Annotated in this window: 6 protein-coding genes; all 6 read right to left on the reverse strand. The window is 32.1% G+C overall.

All coding sequences use genetic code 11. The features are described 5' to 3' along the window. Window positions 1-125, reverse strand: a 125-nt coding sequence (locus G466_RS24805; protein WP_157374038.1) for a helix-turn-helix domain-containing protein, incomplete at its 3' end; no start/stop codon positions are given. A 706-nt stretch (window positions 126-831) separates the two neighbouring features. Next, a complete protein-coding gene (locus tag G466_RS0118600; RefSeq protein WP_026814973.1) occupies window positions 832-2,052 on the reverse strand; it encodes a glycosyltransferase in 1,221 nt (406 codons plus the stop codon). A 10-nt stretch (window positions 2,053-2,062) separates the two neighbouring features. Next, entirely contained in the window at window positions 2,063-3,220 is a 1,158-nt protein-coding gene (locus G466_RS0118605; protein WP_026814974.1) for a glycosyltransferase, read from the reverse strand. A 25-nt stretch (window positions 3,221-3,245) separates the two neighbouring features. Beyond that, a complete protein-coding gene (locus G466_RS0118610; RefSeq protein WP_026814975.1) occupies window positions 3,246-4,427 on the reverse strand; it encodes an O-antigen ligase family protein in 1,182 nt (393 codons plus the stop codon). Then, entirely contained in the window at window positions 4,424-5,728 is a 1,305-nt protein-coding gene (locus G466_RS0118615) for an oligosaccharide flippase family protein (protein WP_026814976.1), read from the reverse strand. Before G466_RS0118615 ends, G466_RS0118610 begins: the two co-directional genes overlap by 4 nt. 633 nt (window positions 5,729-6,361) lie before the next feature. Next, window positions 6,362-7,477 (reverse strand): hypothetical protein (locus G466_RS24160; protein WP_026814980.1); only part of this gene is annotated, 1,116 nt, incomplete at its 5' end.

Here is a 7,477-nt window from a genome sequence, read left to right on the forward strand (position 1 = left end):
ATATAGTCTTTCACGGTGTTTTTACTCACCGACAGGGTCCTGGCAATGGTTTTAAATCCTTTTCCCTGGCAGTGCAGGCGAAGTATTTGTTTTACTTGACTCATTGGTTTTGATTTTCCGGCCATTGGTTATCTTTTTGATGGTATTCATCAAATAAACCAAAACCAGAAAGAAAATAGCTAGGGGGGTCAGCATGCTCCCAAATAAATCATCCAGAGGGGTCAACATGCTCCAGAATAATTTAAAAATCTAGCTATCTTATTTTTCAAAGGGGGGTCAGCATCCGCCAGAACGGCAGTTACTTATTGATTAGGCTTTAGAGGGGTCAGCATGCTCCAGTATATCCAGTTAGTGTATGTAACGCCTGGGTAGTGGCAGGGAATAAGTGAGTATATAGTTTTTATAAAAGGATACCTTGACTATATGGAAAACCTAATATGTCATATCTTATATTTAGTAAGTACGACGCGCATTTATTATTGCTGTAATTAGTTATTATTGATTAATGTTGTAAATCTTTGTATTTCTTTTATAGATAAATTTTATTCTAGAGGGGTAAATGCCCCGAAGCTTGCTTCGCACGAAAAAAAGCAGTAATCTTACGCATGAGCTCAAGAAACCATATTCATAAGAACCACAACATTTCGTAATTACTCTATCATTTGGTTTGTTCGACCAACAACCGCTGAATAATACTAAGTTTTGAAAAATATAATAATACCCCGTGGGCTTACCCCGGGGATTATTTACTTAAAAGAGGGATTTGGAGGAAAATACTATAATAATGTAATTTAAATAGATTGATTATTATTGGTTGTTTTTAAATTTGATTTAGGCAAGCGTTTTTAATGAGCCAGTGTACAATTCAAAATATTCTTTATATTTTAAATTTTTTTCAAACTCTTGTTGTGCTCTTTTTCTGCAGGCATTACTGAATTGATCCTTGGTTAAGTTTTTTACCATTCTAATAGAACTTAACAACTCATCTATGTTTCCTTGTTCTACAACATAGCCGGTTTCTTCAGAAATTGTTTCAGGACATCCTCCTGTATGATAAGTTATAACTGGTGTTCCACACGATAAAGCTTCAATATTCACCATACCAAAACTATCTTGGTAAGATGGGTTGACAAACACATCTGCAGCACAGTAAAAATCCCTAAGCTCATTAAGACTTTCCGTCTGCTTTATACCTAAAATATGTTTAGGTAACATATTAATTTGATTATGATTCAATCCAATTAAAACAATTATTTCGTTTTCTTCAATACTCTTACTGAGCCTAATAAAATCGTTTAATCCTTTTCCTTTGCTCCATATATTGGCAACTCCAAGAATAATGAATTTATCTTGAAGGTTGTAGTGGTCAATAACTGAATTATCTTTTGTTTTATTGAATATAGCTGTATCAACTCCGTTATGAATTGTTTTTATTTTATTCTCTTTGAGAAATGATTTTTCGACCAGACTTTGTAACCAGTATGAGACAGGGACAATGGTTAAGTTTTTTACAGAATTAAATAATGCTTTTTTAGCTTTATAGTTTATTTTGGAATTGTCATAAAGTATGGTCTTAGGATACGTATTTTTTTGTGGACATCTAGAACATAATTTTTGCCATTTATAGCATTGGATATTATCAAAATGCACGCAATGGCCTGTAAATGACCAACAATCATGTAGGGTCCAGACAATAGGGGTGGATTTGGTAGCCAGATAATCGAATAGGATCTGTATATTTATGTAATAGCCATGCAGATTGTGAAGATGAATAATATCTGGATTGATTTTTTCAATTTGATGAATTAACCTTTTGGTAGCCTTTTTTGATCCAAATCCGTGCTTGTCAAAAAGCCTAGTTAAAACTGCATGCCAATAATTACTGTATTTGGAGCCGAATTTAATTAAATGAGAGTTACTTTTATTGCCATATCTACCATAGGCTATGTAGCTCTTCCAACCCATAGACATAACATAATCACCAATATCCTCTGCTATTCTTCCCGTAGACCCCGTATTCACCACTGAATTAATTTGTAAAAGTTTGTTCATAAAAGATGGCTTATATTAAAGGAGGTTTATTTTCAATTACGTTTTCAAGAACTCTAATTTGATAATTCGGATTATAATAATTATCAATAATATTATAGCAATTAGTCCTTATTTCATCTCTAGATAAATTATTGTTAAATAACCAATAAATAAGTTTAGAAACCAAGGAAGAAACATCATTCTCTATAAAGAAACAACCATTTTTCCCCTCTATAATGGCACCTACCTCGGGCATCTGGTTTATAAAGTTGTTATGGGTTAACACTGGAGTACCATAACTCATGCTATGAATACCTGTAAGTCCTACATTTCCTGGGCTAACACATAAATCGGCTGCAGAAATTAAATTTGACAGTTCTTTTTCAGAATAACAGGGACCGTAAAAATGACAGTAATCTTTGATGTTATACTCTATAACTAGTTCGTTCAATTTCTTCCGCTGTCCGCCTTCCCCTATTATTAATAAATTTACCAAGTAATTTTGTTTCTTCAATTCGTAAACGGCTTCGATTAGATAATTTAATTTTTTAACTTCTGTGAGTCTTCCAATAAAAATTATCGTTGGTTGCTCAGGATTATGAAAAAACGTATATACTTCTTTTTTTAAACTTTTTTCAGCCGCAACCCTAAACCTTAAATTTGCGTCATAATTAAGCGAATTAAAGATAATATGAAGTTTATCTTCTTTAAACCCATTTAAAACCATTTGTTGTTTGCCTCTTCTTTCATACAGCAAATGTTCATTAGCAAGTTTATAAAATAAAATTCTAATCCATTTCTTTATTTTGGGCTCGTTTCCGTAAATACCATGACTCCAAAATATCACTTTAACACCCTTAACTCTAAATATTATAGCAATAATCCAATTTGATATAATCCAAGAATCACCTAGAATTATTGCAGTATTAACTTTCAAAGTCAAACACTTTTTTACTATGCCTCTTTGCCATACAATAATTTTATCTTTAAAATATAAGTTATTTAACAGATGTATTTGATTCTGACGAAATTGGAATTTTTTTTCATTAAAATTAATTTCCTTTATCCCAAATTTTAAATCTTTTCCGAAATAAAAATTAAAGTTATATTTCTCACTATTTATTAATTTTCCCCATAACGTAGAGCGATAATGGGAGGCTATATTAGTGATTACAATTATATCTTTCATTAAATAGAATTGAATTTGCAATTTATTAATATTCATTTTTTTTATTATAGCAGCTATATGCCATTCCTAAAGGTAGAAATACTAAAGTTGCTGTGGCAAAACTACCAGAAAAGAAATGCTGGGTAAATCCCTGAATTAAAATTAGAACCATAAACATATCTTCCTTATTTTCTTTTATTCTTCTGAATGCAATTTGAAACCCCTTAAATATTATTGGTAAGATTATTAATGATCCAATAATTCCTGTAGCCATTAGGATTTCTATAATTAAATTGTGTGGATATATACCTCCAATTTCAATTCTACCACCAAAAATAGGTGACTCTAAAAAATGAGATAGTGCCTCCGTCCATAAGTAATCTCTACCACCACCACCATCTTTAGAGGTGTTTGTTACTCTGTCAAAGATGTTACTACCGCTGGCCGTAATCGCCCATATTATAATAGGAGTTAAAATAATTGAGAATACAATTAACTTTAATTTAATTCTAGCTGGAGAATAAGCGATAAATAGCGGTAAGGTAAAGGCTAAAGCAACTATGGATCCCCTAGAGGATCCTAATAAGAACAATGCAAAAGACAAGATCATAGTAATTATTAAGAAGAATTTTTCAGGTTTCTTAATTTGTCCTAGAATTACAAATTTGTATATGCATAGAACTATTGTTAATGCCCCGGAATAGGATAAAGACAGGGGATTAAGTACAGCTTCACCAGTTTGATATGTTATTAAATTAATTCGGCCTATTCCCGAAGTTAGTAATGATCCATACAAATAAATACCTATTATTCCTAAAGCAAAACCGGATATAATAAATCCATTAACGATGGTATTACGAAACTTATCTAATGATAATAGAGTGAAGGTTATGAAAGGGAATATTACAAATGATAATGAATAAAAAATATATTCTGGCCAAGTTCTTCCAAGCGTGTGGGTATCATCAATATTTTCCGTGTAAAGAATTTTTATAAAATAATAGCACCAAAAAATTATAAACAGTGGAATTATTCCTGGAAATTTATTAAATCTAATATTTGATATATTATTTTTAATTAAATATAACATTGATATTAATAGAAAGAGCCTAAGTGGAACGGAATAAAATCTTGACATTCCGCCAAGGCCTAAAGAAAACAATATAGCTAGTCCTGCATAATAACCACTATATGAAAAAAATGAAATTATGAAAACGAGCTTTTTCATGTTATCTTGATTTTATTTTGAAATTTCAATTCATAAACAAGGCCCATTAAAAAAAAGAAGAGGATATTAGCCCAAAGTGCACTTTTAGCTAATGATAATGCACCGTTAGCCCCATTGTTTTCTTTTAATAAGATTAAAGTAATTAAAAATATTAATCCGTCTCTTATAATTCTGAAAAGTAACATAAGCCAATTTTTATTTTCCGACATATAAGCTTGAGCATATACATTGCTCATACTCGTGAAAATAGTTGTAAAAACTGCGATATTTATAACGTCTTTTAAACCAGAAAAGTCATTACCATAAGAAGCTGCTATATAACCTGAGAGAAAGTATATGGTTAATGAGAGTAGAAATGTAACCCCGAAATTAAATAATAGTATTAATCGTAATATCCTAAGGCGAGCTTTATTATCATCTAAATTGGCCGATAAATGAGATAGAATTACATTTCTTAAAATTCCAGGTATATATAATATTATAGCGCTCCAATAAACAGCAGCGGAACTTAATCCCACTTCCCCATATGTAGATAATTGAACTAATAATAACCCTGTAGCATAGGTGATCATCGCGTAAAATGCTTCCTGTAATGCTATTGGAGTGGAAAATTTCAGAATTTTGCTTAAAGATATTTTATTATTTGGATGTTCCGGTACAGATGGTAAATTGTGAGATATAAAGTATCTAAGAAGCCCATAGTACAATACTTTTATAATTATCAAAGCTATAAGGGCTCCATTAAGTCTGTAGAAATAGGTTAGCGCGACCCCAAATACGAAGGTGCTAATTCCAATTACCGTATTTACTTTTGCTAATTCCTTAAATTTACTGAAGCCTGCCAAAATACCTTCCTGGGTTCTGCATACAGAACCAATAAGGATACTAATTGTAATCAATCTCAGTGGAGTAGATAATTTTGGCGAATTAAGTAGATTAATGGCAACATAATCCGCTGATACAAATAAAATAACTGTTGCCAACCCGCTGAAAATCAGGGTTAAATTCTGGCAATATTTAATAATTTTCGCGAGTAATTCTGGTTTTGTATTACGGTATTCAGCTATGTATTTTGTTGAAGTGTAATTTAGTCCAAAATTGGAAAAAATTAATATTGTTCCTATTGTACCTGAAATAATACCGTACTCTCCATAAATCTCTTTACCTAATATTCTTGCAATAATTATTGAAGATAGTAATGAAAGTCCCTTTCCTACAACATTTCCAAAAATAGCCCAGAAAGAATCGTTTACAAGTTTACTTCTTAATAGACGTACTTTCAATTCCTGAAGGTTCAACATAAGTGCTGATATTTTTTCCTTTTTATATATTTATTTATAAAATAATATGTAATTATTAGAAAAGATATGAAATAAGGAATAAGAAAAGTTGAAAAGGATGGATTTATCGATTAAGTCCTATTCCAGAGGTTCATCCTACTCTATTTAGTGGAAGTTTTTACTTCTAAATGAACTTTATTTTAAAACTGCTTCTTGCCAATGTAAATCTCGTTTTATCTAGGTCCATAGTTACGATAATCAAGCCTATTGTATGTTAAGTTGAATAAATTTAAATTCAATTTAGTAAAGACTACTTATTTATTGGCTAGGAAATATACTCGTTTATTGTATATGATATTAATACCAAAGTAATGTAGATTACTAAGGGCGCATTAAAAATCAACTATAGAAACGTTGACCAGTATAAAAAATACTGATTAACAAAATATAAAGAAAAATGGTTAGCTCCTTTTTCCCTAGCCGCCTACTTAGTGAGCCAGTATCATAAACGCACAGTTATAAAGATATTTTTCAGCAAATACATTCTTCATATAATGAAACTACAACCGAGAAATCTTAAATAGCAAAAGGCCGTCTAAAAAGTTATTAGACGACCTCCTTTATTTATAAATTTAATTGACTGTTATATGATCTCTATTGACAGTTTGTCATTTTGTATTTGCCATCTGGGAGTCTAATAAAACCAGTAGGTCCATTATTATTAGTGCCTACTGAGATCATTCCGGTGTATCCCGTAGCGTTATTAATATTATAACCATATATACTACTTTTAGAATCAAAGGTATTGTTACATATTTCCACATCAGCAACTCTTGTTGTGAATGCGACACTAGCATTAATGAATGTAGAATTTTTAACTATGATGCCGTCTTGTCGGTTTATCACCAAACGTCCATCGTATCCCAAGCTGTTGTCGAATGTACACCCATCAAAAATTGTTCCGTGGGCATCTTGGGAATTTATGAAGTTACCCATTGCAACCATTCCAGAAGAGGGCACACTACTTACTAATCTTGGATGTGATTTGCTAGGACTTTTGAAGGTAACATTGTTAAACTCAACACCGCCTCCTGTGCCTTTTACAATTCTACGACTAAAATTTTTCATTACGGTATTGTTAAAAATTAATCTAGAGCCGTGAATGTTAGTCACTTTTTGTTCATGCTGGAATATATCTCCATCATCCCCCCATGCTCCATCCCAAACACCGCCATTGAATGTAACTTTAGAAGTGGATCCGCTATGGTTCCATCTAAAAATCAGGCATCTTGAAGGTCCAGGTGTATCTCCTATAACTCCGTTACTTTTACTTTCAACATCGTAACAGTCGCAGTCAGTAAAGTTAGAGTCTCCTTGGCTGTTGGGGATATCGGTTACCTCGTATCTAAATGCCCATGTAGTTTGTGTAGTTGAGTACAGATACTTAACATCAACGTTGTCAAAATCCGATACGGTTTTTATAAATATTCCAGCAGCTAATTTTTTTGCACCATCAATCGTTAGGTCGCTCATTGTAGTTCTCCCTGAAGGCTTGTTTACCTCAATAGCTTGGTATAATGTTGAAGTAACGGTTATAGTAGAGCCGTTCCAATCTATTTTTTGGTTACCCGGCTTGTCTATATCCAATCTGCCTGTTATTCTAAAGGTTGCTCCTTCATTTGCAATTAAAGAACCTTCTGCATCCAATGCGGCCTGAATTGCTCTGGTGTCATCTGCCTTACCGTCACCTACCGCACCATATTTGCTGAA

The sequence above is a fragment of the Arenibacter certesii DSM 19833 genome (genome assembly GCF_000429545.1).
In the GTDB taxonomy this organism is placed as follows: Bacteria; Bacteroidota; Bacteroidia; order Flavobacteriales; family Flavobacteriaceae; genus Arenibacter; species Arenibacter certesii.

Coding starts and splice junctions, on each gene's coding strand:
- G466_RS0118610 (WP_026814975.1), bottom strand. CDS start 4,427: ATGAAAAAGCTCGTTTTCATAATTTCATTTTTTTCATATAGTGGTTAT.
- G466_RS0118605 (WP_026814974.1), bottom strand. CDS start 3,220: ATGAAAGATATAATTGTAATCACTAATATAGCCTCCCATTATCGCTCT.
- G466_RS0118600 (WP_026814973.1), bottom strand. CDS start 2,052: ATGAACAAACTTTTACAAATTAATTCAGTGGTGAATACGGGGTCTACG.
- G466_RS0118615 (WP_026814976.1), bottom strand. CDS start 5,728: ATGTTGAACCTTCAGGAATTGAAAGTACGTCTATTAAGAAGTAAACTT.